Origin of the sequence: Phenylobacterium koreense (assembly GCF_040545335.1) — a bacterium.
GTDB classification, from domain to species: Bacteria; Pseudomonadota; Alphaproteobacteria; order Caulobacterales; family Caulobacteraceae; genus Phenylobacterium; species Phenylobacterium koreense.
In genome coordinates, this window is the sequence record NZ_JBEPLU010000001.1 from 61280 (window position 1) to 77189 (window position 15910).

General features: G+C 68.0%; 15 protein-coding genes and 1 tRNA gene. 9 read left to right on the forward strand and 7 right to left on the reverse strand.

Annotation, left to right across the window (positions count from 1 at the left end; translation table 11 throughout):
• The first annotated feature begins 97 nt into the window (after positions 1-97).
• The gene (locus ABID41_RS00305; protein ID WP_331931917.1) at positions 98-1396 is read left to right on the forward strand and encodes an acyl-CoA dehydrogenase family protein; all 1299 of its coding nucleotides are present in this window, start codon (positions 98-100) and stop codon (positions 1394-1396) included.
• A 3-nt stretch (positions 1397-1399) separates the two neighbouring features.
• Here ABID41_RS00305 and ABID41_RS00310 read toward each other — a convergent pair whose 3' ends face one another.
• Entirely contained in the window at positions 1400-2809 is a 1410-nt protein-coding gene (locus tag ABID41_RS00310) for a Mur ligase domain-containing protein (RefSeq protein ID WP_331931916.1), read from the reverse strand.
• 281 nt (positions 2810-3090) lie between these two features.
• Between ABID41_RS00310 and ABID41_RS00315 the strand changes: the two genes are divergently transcribed.
• Positions 3091-3166: transfer RNA gene (locus ABID41_RS00315), tRNA-Asn, on the forward strand.
• Between the two features lie 113 nt (positions 3167-3279).
• Positions 3280-3888, forward strand: coding sequence for a peptidylprolyl isomerase (locus ABID41_RS00320; RefSeq protein ID WP_331931915.1), 609 nt, complete (start codon positions 3280-3282; stop codon positions 3886-3888).
• Here ABID41_RS00320 and ABID41_RS00325 read toward each other — a convergent pair.
• Positions 3863-5251 (reverse strand): aminotransferase-like domain-containing protein, encoded by a 1389-nt coding sequence (locus tag ABID41_RS00325; protein WP_354296915.1) that lies wholly within the window; start codon positions 5249-5251, stop codon positions 3863-3865. The two genes, ABID41_RS00320 and ABID41_RS00325, sit on opposite strands and share 26 nt — an antisense overlap.
• A 101-nt stretch (positions 5252-5352) precedes the next feature.
• Here ABID41_RS00325 and ABID41_RS00330 point away from each other — a divergent pair, with 101 nt between their 5' ends.
• The gene (locus ABID41_RS00330; RefSeq protein WP_331932388.1) at positions 5353-6213 is read left to right on the forward strand and encodes a DMT family transporter; all 861 of its coding nucleotides are present in this window, start codon (positions 5353-5355) and stop codon (positions 6211-6213) included.
• A 15-nt stretch (positions 6214-6228) separates the two neighbouring features.
• Here ABID41_RS00330 and efp read toward each other — a convergent pair whose 3' ends face one another.
• Positions 6229-6795, reverse strand: a complete 567-nt coding sequence (efp, locus tag ABID41_RS00335) for an elongation factor P (protein WP_331932389.1) — start codon at positions 6793-6795, stop codon at positions 6229-6231.
• A gap of 138 nt (positions 6796-6933) precedes the next feature.
• On the opposite strand from efp, the gene epmA reads away from it, so the two are divergent.
• Together epmA and ABID41_RS00345 are read left to right on the forward strand one after the other, a co-directional pair.
• Positions 6934-7986 carry an EF-P lysine aminoacylase EpmA gene (gene epmA / locus ABID41_RS00340; protein WP_331932390.1) on the forward strand — a complete coding sequence of 351 codons (1053 nt, stop codon included), beginning with the start codon at positions 6934-6936 and terminating at the stop codon, positions 7984-7986.
• A gap of 43 nt (positions 7987-8029) precedes the next feature.
• A complete protein-coding gene (locus tag ABID41_RS00345) occupies positions 8030-9058 on the forward strand; it encodes a lysine-2,3-aminomutase-like protein (protein ID WP_331932391.1) in 1029 nt (342 codons plus the stop codon).
• A gap of 7 nt (positions 9059-9065) precedes the next feature.
• On the opposite strand, the gene ABID41_RS00350 is transcribed toward ABID41_RS00345, so the two are convergent.
• Positions 9066-9884: a DUF2306 domain-containing protein gene (locus ABID41_RS00350; RefSeq protein ID WP_331932392.1), complete on the reverse strand. Its 819-nt coding sequence runs from the start codon at positions 9882-9884 to the stop codon at positions 9066-9068.
• Between the two features lie 173 nt (positions 9885-10057).
• On the opposite strand from ABID41_RS00350, the gene ABID41_RS00355 reads away from it, so the two are divergent.
• Both ABID41_RS00355 and ABID41_RS00360 read left to right on the forward strand, forming a co-directional pair.
• Positions 10058-11065 (forward strand): helix-turn-helix domain-containing protein, encoded by a 1008-nt coding sequence (locus ABID41_RS00355; RefSeq protein WP_331932393.1) that lies wholly within the window; start codon positions 10058-10060, stop codon positions 11063-11065.
• A 103-nt stretch (positions 11066-11168) separates the two neighbouring features.
• Positions 11169-11627, forward strand: coding sequence for a hypothetical protein (locus ABID41_RS00360; protein ID WP_331932394.1), 459 nt, complete (start codon positions 11169-11171; stop codon positions 11625-11627).
• A 32-nt stretch (positions 11628-11659) separates the two neighbouring features.
• Here the strand turns inward: ABID41_RS00360 and ABID41_RS00365 are convergent, their stop codons facing one another.
• From ABID41_RS00365 to ABID41_RS00375, 3 genes are all read right to left on the reverse strand, one after another.
• On the reverse strand, positions 11660-13276 hold the full coding sequence (locus ABID41_RS00365) for an NAD(P)/FAD-dependent oxidoreductase (protein WP_331932395.1): 1617 nt from the start codon (positions 13274-13276) through the stop codon (positions 11660-11662).
• 84 nt (positions 13277-13360) lie between these two features.
• Positions 13361-14143 carry an SDR family NAD(P)-dependent oxidoreductase gene (locus tag ABID41_RS00370; RefSeq protein WP_331932396.1) on the reverse strand — a complete coding sequence of 261 codons (783 nt, stop codon included), beginning with the start codon at positions 14141-14143 and terminating at the stop codon, positions 13361-13363.
• On the reverse strand, positions 14140-14580 hold the full coding sequence (locus ABID41_RS00375; RefSeq protein ID WP_331932397.1) for a VOC family protein: 441 nt from the start codon (positions 14578-14580) through the stop codon (positions 14140-14142). Before ABID41_RS00375 ends, ABID41_RS00370 begins: the two co-directional genes overlap by 4 nt.
• Positions 14581-14825: 245 nt before the next feature.
• Here ABID41_RS00375 and ABID41_RS00380 point away from each other — a divergent pair, with 245 nt between their 5' ends.
• Positions 14826-15887 carry an efflux RND transporter periplasmic adaptor subunit gene (locus ABID41_RS00380; RefSeq protein ID WP_331932398.1) on the forward strand — a complete coding sequence of 354 codons (1062 nt, stop codon included), beginning with the start codon at positions 14826-14828 and terminating at the stop codon, positions 15885-15887.
• Positions 15888-15910 lie beyond the last annotated feature (23 nt).

The window sequence follows — 15910 nt, forward strand, 5'->3', positions numbered from 1 at the left end:
CGACTTCGCGATGGCCTGACCCGGCGTAAGTGCTGACATGAATTAGGCTGCTAGCCAGGCCGGCGGAAACAGCCGGCGTCCCGGGAGGAACATCGCCATGGACTTCAGCCTGCCGCCTGAACTGACCGCCTATCTGGCCGAACTCGACGCCTTCATCGAGCGCGAGATCAAGCCGCTGGAGAACGAGAACGACAACATCCGCTTCTTCGACCACCGCCGCGAATACGAGCGCACCGACTGGGACGCCGGGGGCCTGCCGAAGAAGGAATGGGAAGAACTGCTGGCCGAGGCGCGGCGCCGCGCCGACGCCGCCGGGCACCTTCGCTACGCCTGGCCCAAGGAGATGGGCGGCAAGAACGGCACCAACCTCGACATGGCGGTGATCCGCGAACACCTGGCCGCCAAAGGCCTAGGCCTGCACAACGACCTACAGAACGAACACTCGATCGTCGGCAACAACCCCTTCATCCTGATGTTCAAGGCGTTCGCCACCAATGCGCAGTACGAGCGAGACGGCGACAAGCTGCTGTCAGGCCAGATGCGCACCGGCTTTGGCCTGACCGAACCGAACCATGGCTCGGATGCGACCTTCATGGAGACCCGCGGAGTTCGCCACGAGAAGGACGGCAAGCCCGGCTGGCTGATCAATGGCGAGAAGATGTGGACGACGGGCCTGCACGCGGCCAGCCACGTCATGGTCTTCGCCCGCACCTCCGGCAATGACGGCGACGCCCTCGGGATCACCTGCTTCATCGTGCCGATGGCCACGCCCGGCGTGAAGATCGAGGAGTATCTCTGGACCTTCAACATGCCGACTGACCACCCGCGGGTGTCGTTCACCGATGTATGGATCCCGGAGGACAGCTATTGGGGCCAGGTCGATCGGGGCCTGGGCCTGGGCCAGAGCTTCGTGCACCAGAACCGCATCCGCCAGGCGGCCTCCTCGCTGGGCGCCGCGGTCTACTGCATCGAGGAGAGCGTCAAATACGCCCGGGCCCGCAAGCCGTTCGGCAAGGCCCTTGCCGAGAACCAGGCCATCCAGTGGCCGCTGGTGGAGCTGGCGACCCAGGCCGAAATGCTGCGCCTGCTGATCCGCAAGACCGCCTGGGAGATCGACCGCATGGACCACAAGGAGGTCGAGCGGCAGATCTCCGACAAGGTCTCCATGTGCAACTACTGGGCAAACCGGCTGGTGTGCCAGGCCGCCGACCAGGCCATGCAGGTCCATGGCGGCATCGGCTATTCGCGGCACAAGCCCTTCGAGCACATCTACCGCCACCACCGCCGCTATCGGATCACCGAGGGCTCGGAGGAGATCCAGATGCGCAAGGTGGCCGCCTTCCTGTTCGGCTACCTCGGACCCAAGCGCGCCCAGTTCAAGGAAGCGGCGGAATAGGCCTCAGGCGAAGGCCGGCTCGGAATAGAGCCGGTCGAACATCGCCGGCAGCGCGTCGGGCAGGCCCAGCAGCGGACCAGAGGAGAGCAGCAGCACCGCCTCGTCGCCCTTGAGGCCCGAGAGCGCGGCCATCGCCTCCTCCGCCGTGGTGACCTTCTCGACCGCAAAGCCGGCCGCCTCGGTCCGCTCCACGATCTCCTCGTAGGTCGACTGATGGTGGCTGGCCGCGCCATGGACCGGCGGCGGGCAGATCAACACCCTGGACGCGCCTTCGAAAACCGTATCGTACCAGGGCAGAGCGTCGCGACTGCGCCAACTGAAGGTGTGCGGTTCGAAGACCACCACCAGCGGGCGCTCCGGATAGTGCAACTGCATGGCCTCGATGGCCGAATGCGCCTTCTCGTACGAGCTGCCAAAGCCTTCGATCACGGGGATGCGGGAGCTCTTGGTCAACCGATCGAGGCGACGCCGGATGCCGGCGAAGCTGGCCACGCCGCGCGTCAGCGATTCCTCAGAGACCAGGCCCAGTTCCAGGAGATAGGCCGCGACGCCGACGATGTTCTCGACGTTATGAGCGCCCAGCAGTCCCGTTGTGAGCGGAATCACCCGCCCGTCAGGCGCGACCAGATCGAACCGGGTCGTCTCGCTGAAGACCACGTCGCGGCAATGCCAGCCTGGGCCAGGCGCGGTATCGTACCAGACCACCCGCGCGGAGGTTTCGCCGGCGATCGCGCGGATGGCCGGATGCTCGCGCATCACGGCCAGGCCGCTCGCCGGCAATTTGGCCAGCAGGTCGCGGAACGGCGCCTCGTATTCCGGGAAGGTCGGGAACACGTTGACGTGGTCGTGGATCAGCGAGGTCAGCAGCACGCCGCTCGGGCGGTAGAGCTGGAACTTCGAGCGCCGGTCCGTGTCTGAGAGGATGTATTCGTCGCCCTCGATCACCACCGGTCCTGAACCCCAGTGGCCGGTGGCCTCCAGCGACGGAGATATGGCGCCGACCATCCAGCCCGGATCGGCGCCGGCCTCGACCAGGATATGGGCCATCAGGGCGGTGCAGGTCGACTTGCCGAAGGATCCGGCCACGACCGTGACCTGGCGCTGGCTGGTCACCTCGCCCAGCATCTCCGCAAAGGTCGTCACCGGGACGCCGCGCGCGCGGGCGGCAATGACTTCACGATTCGATTCACCGCCCAGCTTGGCGCTGGCCCCCAGGACGAGAACGTCCAGGTCCTGCGGCAGATTCTCCCCGTCGAATCGCCGGTAGAAGGGAAAGCCCAGCCCTTCGACATAGGTGGACATCGGCGGGAACACGTCTTCGTCAGACCCCGAGACCTGATGCCCCGCGTCACGCATCAGAAGCGCGACCGCGGCCATGCCTGCGCCGGCTATCCCTGTGAAATGAATACGCATTTCGTCAAGAGGACCCTTAATTCCCGCCCTTTCGTAGCCCCCGGCGAAGGCGGGGTCGATGGCCTACGGGGTCGCGGGGCCATTGGTCGCCAAGAAGCATTAATGCCCGTTTAACCATCCAGGCGGAACCTCGCCGGCGTCTTCATCGAAGACACCCACCATCACAGAACTTTCTCTCGAAGCCCGGCTCCGGCCGGGCTCTTTTTGCGATCTGTGGACAAACGCAATATGAGCGCTTGCACGCCGGATCGTCGCTGGGTATATCGCCGCCTCCAACGTGATCCCCGATAGCTCAGTTGGTAGAGCAGTCGGCTGTTAACCGACTTGTCGCAGGTTCGAGTCCTGCTCGGGGAGCCACTTGGATTTCAAATTTCCCGACAATTGAGATCCGCTCCCGACAGCCGCGCTAGCCGGCGATTGCGATGCGAACAACGCGCGTTAAGCTCGCCCCTTCAGTTCGGGAGCGTGCGATGAAGCGACGTGTTTTTCTTGGCGGCGCGGCTGCAGCGGTTGCGGCGCCGGTCCTGGCCCAGGCCCAGGCTCCAGGCCCTGTGCGGGTAAGGCTGGACACCGCCGACGGGCCCATCGTGCTGGAGCTCTATCCCGACAAGGCGCCGATCACGGCGGGGAACTTCCTTCGCTATGTGGACGAGAAGCGCTTCGATGGAGCGACCTTCTATCGAGCCTCCAAGGTGCCCAACGCCCCGGAGTTCGGCCTGGTCCAGGGCGGGGTGCAGAACGACCCGGCTAGGGTCCTGAAGCCCATCGCTCACGAGCCGACCACCAAGACCGGCCTCTCCCACACCAACGGCGCCATCTCCATGGGCCGGACCAGCCCCGGCACAGCCACCTCGGACTTCTTCATCTGCGTCGGCGACATGACCTACATGGACGCCGACCCCAAGCAGCCGGGCGACAACCTGGGCTTTGCGGCCTTCGGCAAGGTGGTCGAGGGCATGGAGATGGTGCAGAAGATCCTGGCCGCCCCCACCTCGCCGACCGCCGGCGAGGGCGTCATGAAGGGCGAGATGCTGGCCCAGCCGGTGAAGATCGTCACCGCCCGGCGCCTGCCTGCCTGATCGCACGGTCGAGAACCTCATAGATCGGCGCTTCGCCCGACTGGGCGGCGTTGAAGCGCAGGAAGCCGCGCCAGCCGCGTGAGGCGCTGAACGCCTCGCCAGGGGCCAGCACGACGCCTTCGGCCAGCGCTCGCTGGGCGATCTCGCCGCCGTCGAGGCCGTCCGGCAGCCGCATCCAGAGAAAGATTCCCGCCGCCGGCTCGACCCACGGCGTCAGGCCGAGCGGACGCAGCCGCGCCAGCGTCTCGCCCCGCGCCCGCGCCAGCCGCTCTCGCAGCGACGACAGATAGCGGCGATAGGCGCTGTCCATCAGGATCGCTTGGGTCAGCTCGGCCGCCAGCCCGCCGCCACCGAAGGAGGTCGCGACCTTCAGGTCGATCAGGCCTTCGGTCCACTCCCGCCGGGCGGCCACGAAGCCGCAGCGACCAGCGGCCGACATGGTCTTGGAGAAGCTGCCGATGACCACCACGCGCTCCAGGCCGTCGAAGGCCGCCAGGCGCGGCGAGGCCTCGGCCTCAAGGTCGGCATAGACCTCGTCCTCGACGATCAGAAGGTCATGCCGCTCGGCCAGCTTCAGCAGGCGGTGAGCGGTCACTGCCGAAAGCGTGGCCCCGGTGGGGTTCTGCGGGCCGGAATTGGTGATGTAGAGCCGCGGCTTGCGGGCGATCAGAATCTGTTCGAACTGGTCGAGGTCCGGGCCGGACGGCGTCCAGGGCGCCCCGACCACCTCCACGCGATGGGCGCGCAGCAGGGCCTGGAAATTGAAGTAGCAAGGATCGTCCACCAGGACCGTGTCGCCCGGCTCCAGCAGGAAGCGGCAGACGAGGTCCAGCGCCTGGACGCCGGATTCGGTCAGCATGATCTGGTCGGGCGGAGCTTCCAGGCCAAACCCGGCCAGCCGCCGCGATAGCAGGCTGCGCATGGTCGGGACGCCCAGCGGCGGGCTGTAGTCGGTCAGGTTGGGGTGCGGCGCCCGCGCCAGGCCCCGCAGGGCGCGCCGCACGGCGTCTTCAGGCATCCAGTCGCTCGGGAGCCAGCCGCAGCCGGGTTTCAGCGTCCCAGGCGCGGCCTCCAGCGATTGCCGAGAAACCCACAGCGGATCGATCAAGCGGTCGAGCCGCGGCCCCAGCTCGGCCAGGGCCAGCGGCGGACTGCGGCCGGCGACGTAGAAGCCCGAGCCGCGCCGCGCCTCCAGCACCCCCTCGGCGGCCAGCCGATCATAGGCCTCGACCACCGTGGATTTGGAAACGCCAGCGGCGGCGGCGAAGGCGCGGATCGACGGGGCCTTGGCGCCCGGCTGCAAGGTCCGCGCAGCGATGCGCTCACGGATCGCGCTCATCACCTCATCGACGCGGCCAGCCATCTGTCATGCCTTTCGAACCAGTACAGTTTGTCGAAACTGTATTGCACCGTACCTGTCGAGACGAGTCCCCACCCCCTAGTGCTCCGCGCAGGAGGCAAAGCATGGACGACAAGACGAGAGGCTGGATCGACGGCCTGTTGGGCGTGGCGATCTTCTCGGGATCACTGCCGGCGACACGGTTGGCGGTGGCCGATTTCGATCCGCTGTTCCTGACCGCCGGGAGAGCGGTGATCGCCGGGACTCTGGCCGCCCTGCTGCTGATGGCGACACGGGCTCAAAGGCCCTCGCGGCGCGAGCTGGCGGCCCTGGCGGTGATCGCCTCGGGCGTGGTGGCGGGGTTTCCGTTGCTCACCGCGATAGCCCTGCGCGAGATCACCGCGGCGCATTCGATCGTCTTCATCGGCCTGCTGCCCATGTCCACGGCGCTTTTCGCGGTCTATCTGGGCGGCGAGCGGCCCAGCCGGTCCTTCTGGGCCTTTGCGGGCCTGGGCGCGGCCATGGTCGCCGCCTTCGCCATGACGCGCGGAGCCGAGGGGTCCCTGAAGGGCGACCTCCTGATGGTGGCGGCCGTGGTCGTCTGCGGCCTGGGCTACGCCGAGGGCGGGCGGCTCTCGCGAACCTTGGGCGGCCTGCAGGTGATCTGCTGGGCGCTGGTCATCGCCCTGCCCGTCATGGCGCTGCTGGGCGCCCTGACCTGGCCGGAGGACCTGACGCATGTGAGCGCCCGCGCCTGGACGGGCCTGGGCTACGTGTCGCTGTTCAGCATGCTGATCGGATTTGTCTTCTGGTACCGCGGCCTGGCCCTGGGCGGGGTGGCGGCGGTGGGCCAGCTTCAGCTTCTGCAGCCGCTGATGGGGCTGGGGCTGGCGGCCTGGCTGCTGGGCGAGCCGGTGGGTTGGTCGATGGCCGGCGTGACCGCCGCCGTCGTGCTGTGCGTCGCGGGCGCCAAGCGTTTCGCCTGACGCCCGCCGAAGCGCTTAGTCCTTGGCGCGTTCCGAGTAGGTCCAGTCTTCCGTCAGGACGACCACGCGGGTGCCGCTGGTGATGTACGGCGGGACCATAATCCGCTCGCCATTGGTCAGGATCGCCGGCTTGTAGGACGAGGACGCGGTCTGACCCTTCACCGACGGCTCGGTCTCGGCGATCTCGAAGGTGACGGTGCGCGGCAGTTCCAGGGCGATCGGCACGCCCTCGTGCACCGACAGCACCACCGACATGCCGTCGCTCAGCCACGGCGCGGCGTCCCCGACCACGTCTTCCGAAACCACGACCTGGTCGAAGGTCTCGGGCTGCATGAAGTGATAGCCCTCGCCGTCCTGGTAGAGGAAGTTGTAGGTCCGGTCGTCCACGAAGGCGCGCTCGACCTGCTCGGTCGTGCGCCAGCGCTCTGACACCTTTACGCCGTCGGAGATGCGGCGCATGTCGAGCTGGGTGACCGGCGTGCCCTTGCCGGGGTGGATGTTCTGGGCGGTCAGGACGACATAGAGCTTGCCGTCCATGTCGACGACGGCGCCTTTCCTGAGCGAGCTGGCAGCGACCTTCACGTAGTTCGTCCTCAAGCCTATTGGGGAGGCCGGCCATCGGCCTCGCGCGATTCCGCCGAGCGGCGGTCTTGCCGCGCACCTACAGGATGAAGGCGAAATTCGCCAGTCATGATCGAAATCGCCGCATAGAGGACGCCCGTGCCGACAGCTTCACAAACGCCCTGGTGGCGCGCCGACGTCCATGAGGACCGCCGCCCGTTCCTGATGGCGCGCAACCAGATCACTCGGGCGGTGCGGCGCTGGTTCGAGGATCGGGACTTCGTCGAGGTCGAGGGCGCAGCCCTGCAGATCTCGCCCGGCAACGAGGCCCATCTGCACGCCTTTTCCACTGAAATCATTGGCAATTCCGGTGAGCATGAGACGCTCTACCTGCACACCTCCCCGGAGTTCGCCTGCAAGAAGCTGCTGGCGGCGGGAGAGAAACGGATCTTCGATTTCGCCCGGGTCTGGCGCAATCGCGAGCGCGGCCCGCTGCATCATCCCGAGTTCACCCTGCTCGAATGGTACCGGACGGGCGAGCCCTACGAGCAACTGATGACCGACTGCGCCGACTTGCTGGCGCTGGCGGCCGAGACGATAGGCGCCAAAAACCTCGCCTATCGGCAGGTTTCGTCCGATCCCTTCCAGGAACCTGAACGGTTGAGCCTGCAGGAGGCCTTCGAACGCCATGCCGGGATCAACCTGCTGGCCAGCGTCGCGGCCGACGGCGAGACCGACCGGGAACTCTTGGCTGATGGCGCAAGGGCTTGCGGCGTGCGCGTCGCCGACGACGACGTTTGGCAGGATATCTATTCGAAGGTGCTGGTCGAGAAGATCGAACCGCACCTGGGCGTGGGCCGGCCCACCATCCTCTGCGAGTACCCGATCAGCGAAGCAGCCCTCGCCCGCCCCAAGGCTGGCGACCCGCGGGTCGCCGAGCGGTTCGAGCTCTATGCTTGCGGGGTCGAACTCGCCAACGCCTTCGGCGAACTGACCGACCCGGCCGAGCAGCGGCGGCGGTTCCAGGCCGAGATGGACGAGAAGGCCCGGGTCTATGGCGAGCGCTATCCGATCGATGAGGACTTCCTCGCCGCCCTGGCCCACATGCCGCCGGCCTGCGGCTGCGCGCTGGGCTTCGACCGCCTGGTGATGCTGGCGACGGGAGCGAGCCGGATCGACCAGGTGGTCTGGACGCCGGTAGCCGGAGCATAGGCCGCAATTGCCCCGCGCGGCCCCATGGGCCATATGCGCGCCGATGAGCACCCTTCGCAAACCGGCGGACCTGGTGGCCGCGGGCCTGGCGCCGATGGAGCGCCTGCCCGAGCTGGAGCGCGTGGCCGCACGCTACGCGCTGGCCATCACCCCGGCCATGGCCGAACTGATCGACCCGACCGACCCAGCCGACCCGATCGCGCGCCAGCTCATGCCCGGCCAGGCCGAGCTGGAAGCCCAGCCGCTGGAGCGGGACGACCCGATCGGTGACTTCGCCTTCAGCCCGGTCGAGGGGATCGTCCACCGCTATCCAGACCGGGTGCTGCTGAAGGCCACCCACACCTGCGCCGTCTATTGCCGGTTCTGCTTCCGCCGCGAGATGGTCGGGCCAGAAGGCCTGAAGCCGCTGACCACCGAGACCCTCGACGCGGCGCTGGCCTACATCGCCGGCCGCCCGGAGATCTGGGAGGTGATCCTCACGGGCGGCGATCCCTTCGTCCTGTCCCCTCGCCGGCTAGCCGACATCTCCGCCCGCCTGGCCCGGATCGAGCATGTGAAGGTCGTGCGCTACCACACCCGCGTGCCGGTGGTGGACCCGGCGGCGGTGACCGATGAACTGGTCGAAGCGATCAAGTGCGAGGGCAAGGCGGTCTATGTCGCCCTGCACGCCAACCATCCGCGCGAGCTGACCACGGCGGCGCGGGCCGCCTGCGCCAGGATCGTCGACGCCGGCCTGCCGATGCTGAGCCAGACGGTGCTGCTGAAGGGCGTCAACGACGATCCGGAGGTGCTGGGCGCGCTGATGCGCGGCTTCGTCGAGACTCGGATCAAGCCCTACTACCTGCACCAGGGCGACCTTGCGCCGGGCACCTCGCACCTGCGGACCAGCGTCGAGGAAGGCCAGGCGGTGATGCGCGCCATGCGCGGCCGCTTCTCGGGCCTCTGCCAGCCGACCTACGTTCTCGACATCCCCGACGGCCACGGCAAGGTCCCCATCGGCCCGAACTATGTGGGCGAGGCCAGCGTCGAGGACCCTCAGGGAACCACGCACGCCTATCCGCCGAAGGGCTAGGCCAGCCCTACAGGTAAGGCCCCCACATGAAAGCGACCGTCCCGAACACGCCGGCCGCCGTATAGGCCGCGGCCAGGAAGACCACGGCAGCGGCGAACGCCTTCAGGCCGATATTTTCGCGCCTGGACGCAGCGAAATAGAGCTCAAGCAAGGTCAGCGGGATCAGGTAGCTGCCGAAGACGAGCACGACGTCGGCGGGGCCGGACATGTCGTCGGTCATGCCTACGGGCCCCTGGTTGACCAGGACCCACCCCATAAGCCCGACCCTCAGGAACCAGACGCCGCTCACGACCATGAAGGTGCGCATGGCCCAGATCCGATGGCGCTCGAAGCGGCGCTGGACCGCGCTGCGCCAGGCCAGGCCGGCGAAGAGCAGGATGAGCAGGCCGTTGACCAGAATGGCGACCGCCGAAACGACCGAGAGATAGGTTCCGCGGACCACAGCCAGCCAGATCCCGCTCAAAGCCATGAAACTGGCGATTGCGAGGAAGCTCCGCCCCGTCCAGCGGTGCAGGACCGGCCGAGTTCGACGCAAGCCGGGCACGAGTTGCATCAGGCCCATCAGCGTCACGGCCGACGCCAAGAGAGCGTGGGCGGCGAAGACGAAATTGCCGGCATCGTCGCCAGCGACATAACCATCGATCAGGGGCTTGTCATTCCAGGCGGCGAAGTCTCCGCGCGCGGTGCGGACTCCATAGAAGGCCAGGATGAACCAGATGAAGGCGGCTTGCCCAAAGGCGGCGACGAGGAACCATGCGACGCCCGCCCAACGCAGAGCGGTCGCGGCCAGGCTCGAGGCGGTGACGGAAGGATATGTGGTCGACATGGAGGCTCCGGGCAAAGACCTCGGGATGAGGTGATCTGCACGGAATGCGGGCGGGACGGATCGCCGTCTCGCCGATTTGGAATTCGGCCAGAACTTCTTGGCGTCCGCTTGCCGGACCCTGGACAGCCAGGCGCGCTCGCGCCATGAAAAACGCCCGCATCAGGGAGAACCCGATGTCCAGGGCGTCAGCCCTCAGCCCCCCTGCGGGCCGCATGCTGCGGCCCTGGCGGCCGCCCAGCCGGGTGACCGCCTATGGCTCGCTCGCCGTCGCTTCATTCGTTTGCTACATCGCCGCCCAGTTGCTCGACGCGCCCCTCGCCAAGCGCTTTGCGATCATCGGCCTGGGCGCATGCGGATGGTCGTGGCTGCTCACGCGGGCGCTATTCGACCCGGCAAAGCGCGACGTGCGTTGGGCGCGCATTGTGGGCCTGACCGTCGTCGTCACCGGCGGGCTTACCGCTCTCGTCCCCTCCGGCGGCGAGCTCTCCCGTTTCAGCGAGAACATCTACGCCCTCAGCGGCTCGGCGGCGCTGCTGCTGACCTTCGTCGAGCCGTTCCATCACTACCGGCCCAGCCTGCCAGCCGCCGAGAAGCGCTTCCGAGCGGCGTTTCTCGGGGTCTACACCCTGCTGATCATGGTTTCGATCATCGGGCTGCGCGCCTCGGACAGCGCGGCCAGCGCCCACGCCAACAGCGTGATCAAAAGCATCTGCGCCCTGGTCGGCCTGGTCGCCGCAACCGCGGCTGTATGGTACCGCCGTCGCCACCCGCTGCAGACGGAACAGAGGCCGACAGCGACCAGGCGCGCGGCGAACGCGGACGACGCCAGACTGGCCGAACGCCTCCTACGCCTGTTGCGCGAGGAGGAAATAGACAGGGACCCGGATCTGCGGGTCGCCGATGTGGCCGCACGGCTGGGCGAGCCGGAACACCGCGTCTCCCAGTGCGTCAGCCTCGGGCTCGGCTTCACCAACTTCAACCGGTTGATCAATCATCACAGGATCGAGCGGGCCAAGGCGCTGCTCGCCGACGGCCACGAGCGGCGGTCGATCCTTGAGATCGCCTTCGAGTGCGGCTTCGCGTCCATCGGCCCATTCAATCGCGCCTTCAAGGATGAGGTCGGCCTCACGCCGCGAGCCTTTCGCGCAGCCAGCCGCGGCGAGGTCGCGAGCACGGGCTGACCATTGGCGCGAGCGCGCGCTCGCCAGCCGAATGTTGAGAAATCGCGGTTCGGCGATTACCGTCCCTTCGTCCGAGCAACGACTCTGACCGGGGGGAGACAGCATGGGCGGCAGGGGCGCGGTCTTTTCGGCCATCCTGTGGGGCGGGCTCGTCGCCGCGACGCTGGACATCGGCGCCGCGGTGCTGATCAGCGGCAAGAGCTTCGGCTTCATCCTTCAGTTCATCGCCAGCGGACTGGTCGGGAAATCATCCTTCGAGGGCGGCGCGGCGACCGTTGCGCTCGGCCTTGTGTTGCAGGAGCTGATGGGGCTGATCATCGCCGCCGTCTTCGTGCTGACGAGCCTGAGGCTGCCGACGCTTCGGCGGCGATGGCCTCTCTGGGGCCTGGCCTATGGGGCCGGAATCTTCGCCGTCATGAACTATGTCGTCGTTCCGCTGTCGGCGGTGGGGCGGTTCCCGAAGTTCACCCCTGAGTCCTTTGTGAAGAACCTCGTCGCGATGCTGTTGTTCGGGCTGATCATCGCCTGGTTCGCGCGTCGGCGCCTGGGCGCGGATGCCTGAAGGCCAGACGAAGGAAGCCGCCGTCAGGCGGCCTAAACCCCCGTCATGCTGCGCGCGACGGCTTCAGCGACCTTGATGCCGTCGATGGAGGCCGAGAGGATGCCGCCAGCGTAGCCCGCACCCTCGCCGGCGGGATAGAGGCCAGCCGTGTTGAGACTCTGGAAATCGGCGCCGCGAGTGATGCGGACGGGGGACGAGGTGCGGGTCTCGACGCCCGTCAGGACGGCGTCGGGATCGTCGAAGCCCGGAATCTGGCGGGCGAAGGCCGGCAGGGCCTCGCGGATGGCGGCGATGGCGAAGTCCGGGAGGCAGGTCGAAAGGTCGGTCGGGGTGACGCCCGGGCGATATGACGGGACGATCTCGCCGAGCGCGGTCGAGGGCCGTCCGGCCAGGAAGTCGCCAACCCGCTGGCCCGGCGCGGCATAGGTCCCACCGCCGGCCTCGAAGGCTCGGGACTCCCAATGGCGTTGCAGGGTGATGCCCGCCAGGGGGTGGCCCGGATAGTCCTTTTCCGGCTCGATGCCGACGACGATGCCGGCGTTGGCGTTCCGCTCGTTGCGGGAATACTGGCTCATGCCGTTGGTGACGACGCGGCCCGGCTCGGAGGTGGCGGCCACCACCGTGCCGCCGGGGCACATGCAGAAGCTGTAGACGCTGCGGCCATTGGAGCAGTGGTGCGAGAGGGCGTAGGCCGCCGCGCCGAGGTCCTTGTGGCCGGCGCTGGTCCCGAACCGAGCGCGGTCGATCCAGGACTGCGGGTGCTCGATCCGGAAGCCCAACGAGAAGGGCTTGGCCTCCACATGGACGCCGCGGTCGTAGAGTGTTTGGAAGGTGTCGCGGGAGGAGTGGCCGAGGGCTAGGACCACGTGATCGGCCTCGATGTAACTGCCGTCGTGCAGGCGCAGGCCGTGCAGGCGCCGATGTCCGCCTTCCTCGATGATATCGAAGTCCTCGACCTTGTGCTGGAAGCGATATTCGCCGCCGAGAGCTTCGACCTTCTCACGCATCGCCTCGACCATGGTGACCAGTCGGAAGGTGCCGACATGGGGGTGGGCCTCGGTGAGGATTTCCGGCGGCGCGCCAGCGGCGACGAACTCGGTCAGGACCTTGCGGCTCAGGAAGCGCGGGTCCTTCACCTGGCTATAGAGCTTGCCGTCGGAGAAGGTGCCAGCGCCGCCCTCCCCGAACTGCACGTTGGATTCCGGATTGAGTTCGCTGCGCCGCCAGAGGCCCCAGGTGTCCTTGGTCCGCTCGCGCACCACCTTGCCGCGTTCGAGGATGATCGGGCGAAAGCCCATCTCGGCCAGGATCAGCCCCGCGAAGAGGCCGCAGGGGCCGGCGCCGATGACCACCGGGCGCTTGGCGAGCCCCTCTGGCGCGCGGGCGACGTGGCGGTATTCCATGTCGGGCGTCGGCTGGACGTTGCGGTCGCCGGAAAGCCGCGCCAGGACCTCCGCTTCGCCCCGCACCGTGACGTCCACCGTGTAGACCATCAGGATCGCAGCCTTGCGGCGCGCATCGTGCGCGCGGCGGAAAACGGCGTAGTCGATCAGGTCGGCGGCGGGCACGCCCAGGCGCTCGAGAATGGCGGCAGGCAGGGCCGCTTCCTCATGGCCGAGGGGGAGCTTCAGTTCGGTCAGGCGCAGCATTTGAGGGCTTCTAGCGCACTCGGCGAGCGCCGTCCTCCCCTGCGGGGAGCCCCGCCTGGCTTCGCCGGGAGCTCCCTTTCCGACCTACTCCACCGGCACCGTGTAGTTCAGCGCCAGGCGGCCGCCATCGGGGTAGATGGTCTGGCCGGTGATGTAGGAGGCGTCGTCGCTGGCCAGGAAGACGGCGACGCGGCCGATTTCCTCGGCTTCGCCGAAGCGCCCGAGCGGGGTGCGAGAGAGGATGCGGTGGCGTGCGTCGTCGTCCTGCATGACGCCCTTGAGGATGTCGGTTGCGATGGTGCCGGGGCCGATGGCGTTGACGCGGACGCCGTGGGGCGCGAGGCCCAGCGCCATGGCTTTGGTGAGTTGGCCGAGCCCGCCCTTGGAGGTCACGTAGGCGATCTGGTTGGGGATGGCGAGGACGGCGTTGATCGAGGACATGTTGATGATCGAGCCCTTGATCTTGGCGTCGACCATGTGCCGGGCCACGGTCTGGCCGACCACGAACGGCGCGCGCAGGTTCACCGCCAGCACCCGGTCGAAGTCCTCGAGCTCGGCGTCCAGGATGTCGCCCGGAGCCAGGATGCCGGCGTTGTTGACCAGCACGTCGATGCGGCCCAGCAGGGCGCAGGCGCGGATCACCGCCTTGCGGGCCGCCTCGGCGTCGGCCAGGTCGCAGGCGAGCGCGTGAACCTTGCGCCCCGAGCGGGCGGCGAGGTTGGCGGCGACCTTGTCGGTGCGGGCCTCATCGAGGTCGAGAAGGACGAGGTCGGCCCCCTCCCTGGCGAAGGCTTCGGCGCAGCCGAGGCCGATGCCGCCCGCAGCCCCGGTGATCAGGGCCGCGCGGCCTTCGAGGCGGCCGCTCACCAGACGCCCGTATTCGGCATGGAGGCCCAGGGCTCGGCCGGAGCCTTGCGTTCGCCGGCCTGCAGCAATTCGATGGAAATGCCGTCCGGAGAGCGGACGAAGGCCATGTGGCCGTCTCGCGGCGGTCGGTTGATGGTCACGCCGGCGTCGGCCAGGCGCTGGCAGAGCGCGTAGATGTCGTCCACCGCATAGGCCAGGTGCCCGAAATTGCGGCCGCCCTGATAGTCCTCCGGATCCCAGTTATAGGTCAGCTCGACCATCGGCGCCTTGTTCTGGCGCGCGGCGGCCTCGTCGCCGGGGGCGCAGAGGAAGACCAGAGTGAAGCGGCCGCCCTGGTTCTCGGTGCGGGAGACTTCCACCAGGCCCAACTTGGCGCAGTAGAAGTCGAGCGAGGCGTCGAGGTCCGAAACGCGGACCATGGTGTGCAGGTATCTCACGGCGGCTCAGTTCCCTTCAGTCGGCCCGGAAACAGGGGATGGCGGACGGCGGCGTCGCACGCAAGGCCATGCTGCGGTCCTGCGGCTCCAGGGGCACATTATCCGGCCCACGGCGTATCTGTCCGCGATTTCATTTGCAGTCGGAGAACGCCGGCATCAGAAAACCATTGAAATACGAATTTCGGCCTGGGCTCTGGGCGCGATTCGAGCGCCGCAGATCAATGCGGCCCGGGGGAAAGCAAGGGATGAAACTGAGGCCACAGTACCTCTTCGTCGTCGTGGTGGTGGCGGTCCTGGTGATCGCATTCACGCTTGGCACCATCGTCAACCGGTCCGGACGCGCGGCGCAGGCCAAGACCGCCGAAGCCCGGGGGGCGCCGACGGTGCAGACGGTGCTCACCCCGGAGGCGACTCGCGAATACACGGTGGCGATCCGTGGCCGGACGGAAGCCGCCCGCAGCGTGATCGTGCGCTCGGAGACTCCCGGCGTGGTCGCCGCGACCCCGGCGGTCGAGGGCGCGTTCGTGCGCAAGGGCGCTGTGCTCTGCCGTCTGAACCTCGACGCCCGGCAGGCGACCCTCGACCAGGCCCGCGCCAACCTGCGCTCCAGCCAGCTCCAGCAGAAGGCCTCGGAGGAGCTGCACGCCAAGGGCTATCGCTCGCAGACCCAGTTCCTGCAGGACCAGGCAGCGGCCGATGCGGCGGCCGCGACCGTGCGGCAGGCAGAGCTGGGCGTCGAGCAGATGAGCATCCGCGCGCCCTTCGACGGCGTGTTCGACCGGCGCGACGCCGAGATCGGGACCTATCTGCAACCCGGCCAGGCCTGCGGGACGATGATCGAGCTCAATCCGCTGCTGATCGTCGGCGACCTGCCGGAGACCGAGGCCTCGAAGGTGCAGGTCGGGGCGACGGCGACCGCCAAGCTGACTTCCGGCGAGACCCTCACCGGCCGCGTCCGCTACGCCGCCCGCGAGGCCGATCCCCAGACCCGCACCTATCGGGTCGAGGTGGCGGTGGCCAATCCGCAGATGACCCGCTCGGGGCTGTCGGCGGACGTGCGGATCGGCAGCGGATCGGGTCCGGCGCACCTGGTGCCCCTGTCCTCGCTGGTGCTGGACGCGGCCGGACGCCAGGGAGTCCGCTACGTGCAGGTGGGCGAGAAGGTCGCTTTTTCGCCGGTGAACGTCCTGGAGGAGACCGCCTCCGGCATCTGGGTGGTGGGCCTGCACGGTCCGGTCCGCGTCATCACGGTCGGCCAGTCCTATGTGGCCGAGGGTCAGAAGGTTCGGGCGACGCTCGCGCGCTGACGCGAGGGCTCCCTAAGGAGACG

Bases quoted from the DNA above. Each gene is read 5' to 3' on its own strand.
- ABID41_RS00380 (WP_331932398.1), top strand. From the start codon at position 14,826: ATGAAACTGAGGCCACAGTACCTCTTCGTCGTCGTGGTGGTGGCGGTC.
- ABID41_RS00365 (WP_331932395.1), bottom strand. From the start codon at position 13,276: ATGCTGCGCCTGACCGAACTGAAGCTCCCCCTCGGCCATGAGGAAGCG.
- ABID41_RS00320 (WP_331931915.1), top strand. From the start codon at position 3,280: ATGAAGCGACGTGTTTTTCTTGGCGGCGCGGCTGCAGCGGTTGCGGCG.
- ABID41_RS00305 (WP_331931917.1), top strand. From the start codon at position 98: ATGGACTTCAGCCTGCCGCCTGAACTGACCGCCTATCTGGCCGAACTC.
- ABID41_RS00310 (WP_331931916.1), bottom strand. From the start codon at position 2,809: ATGCGTATTCATTTCACAGGGATAGCCGGCGCAGGCATGGCCGCGGTC.
- ABID41_RS00360 (WP_331932394.1), top strand. From the start codon at position 11,169: ATGGGCGGCAGGGGCGCGGTCTTTTCGGCCATCCTGTGGGGCGGGCTC.
- ABID41_RS00350 (WP_331932392.1), bottom strand. From the start codon at position 9,884: ATGTCGACCACATATCCTTCCGTCACCGCCTCGAGCCTGGCCGCGACC.
- ABID41_RS00325 (WP_354296915.1), bottom strand. From the start codon at position 5,251: ATGGCTGGCCGCGTCGATGAGGTGATGAGCGCGATCCGTGAGCGCATC.
- ABID41_RS00345 (WP_331932391.1), top strand. From the start codon at position 8,030: ATGAGCACCCTTCGCAAACCGGCGGACCTGGTGGCCGCGGGCCTGGCG.
- ABID41_RS00330 (WP_331932388.1), top strand. From the start codon at position 5,353: ATGGACGACAAGACGAGAGGCTGGATCGACGGCCTGTTGGGCGTGGCG.
- ABID41_RS00355 (WP_331932393.1), top strand. From the start codon at position 10,058: ATGTCCAGGGCGTCAGCCCTCAGCCCCCCTGCGGGCCGCATGCTGCGG.